Source organism: Hyella patelloides LEGE 07179 (assembly GCF_900659865.1).
GTDB lineage: Bacteria > Cyanobacteriota > Cyanobacteriia > Cyanobacteriales > Xenococcaceae > Hyella > Hyella patelloides.
Map to the genome: position 1 here is coordinate 1 of NZ_LR214349.1, position 1,071 is coordinate 1,071.

General features: G+C 35.2%; 1 protein-coding gene. It reads right to left on the reverse strand.

All coding sequences use genetic code 11. The annotated features are described in order from the left end of the window. Positions 1-562: 562 nt before the first annotated feature. Positions 563-772: a hypothetical protein gene (locus tag H1P_RS33665; protein WP_144875869.1), complete on the reverse strand. Its 210-nt coding sequence runs from the start codon at positions 770-772 to the stop codon at positions 563-565. Positions 773-1,071: the final 299 nt, after the last annotated feature.

Consider the following 1,071-nt stretch of genomic DNA (forward strand, 5'->3'; position numbering starts at 1 on the left):
TTTTTAGGAAAAATATCTTGAAATAGCTTCCACTCTAGGTCATTTAATCCCTCAAATTTGCCTGGCATCTTCAGTCGTTTAGTTACAACCTTCTTATTTTATCTATTATTAGTGGGATAGGTTCATGGGAAAAATTTGGCTCTCTGTGGTTACCACGTAAAGCAAAATCTTATACAGATATATATTATGATGATGAATTTTCTGTTAAATCGATCGCTAATAGATTACAAGAAATAGGTGTCAAAAGACTTTTGAATCTCGGTTTAGCTATAAACTATGAAATTGATATTACCTTAATGGATGATATGTTCAGCTGCGATGATAGTTATTGGACTCCTAAAACTCTTGATTGGTATATTTGGGCGGGAGGGAATGGATATACTGAAGTCGCTGGTAGCCCGCTCGGGAAAATAGTGCGACAATCTTTAATCTTTGGCTGATTGCCGTAAACATAGTTAATACATGGAAAACGGTATCAGATTTGCCCATCGTAAGTAATAATCGCTCTGGATTCGGTTGTAGATGGGATAAAGAGTCGCACTGCTCCTGAATCAGTGATTTCTTAATTAGTTGTATCTATGGGAGGAAACATCTCTTGAAAGATTGCTAAAGGAGGCTCTGCTTCTAAACCAGTAAATTGTAAAAATTTGACCCCACTAGCACCAAAACCAATCAGTACTAAAAAAGCAGAAAAAATCGCTGCTCGCTCAAACATAGGGATTACCTCTACTATTTTATTTTCATTATCTAGGCATATTTTGTGATTTGGCATCTGTTTGTTTTACGGAGAGATTAAGTAAATATAATTTATGTGCAATTCCGTATTTATACTAATTTTCAGAAATATAACTTATACTAAATCCGAGCGGAAAAAAGCTCTTTCAAACTTCATCCCTTATCCTCTAACCCACCTTCCGCACGTCAAAGTGTAATATAAAGTAATCAAAAAACGGACGAAGAAAAGACGAAGATCGACAGTCATAAATATCCAGAAAGTCTCCAGTGATGGACAGAAATCAATAATCCGTTGAATTAGTTATTAGGTATAATCCCAGAAAATGAGCAATAACT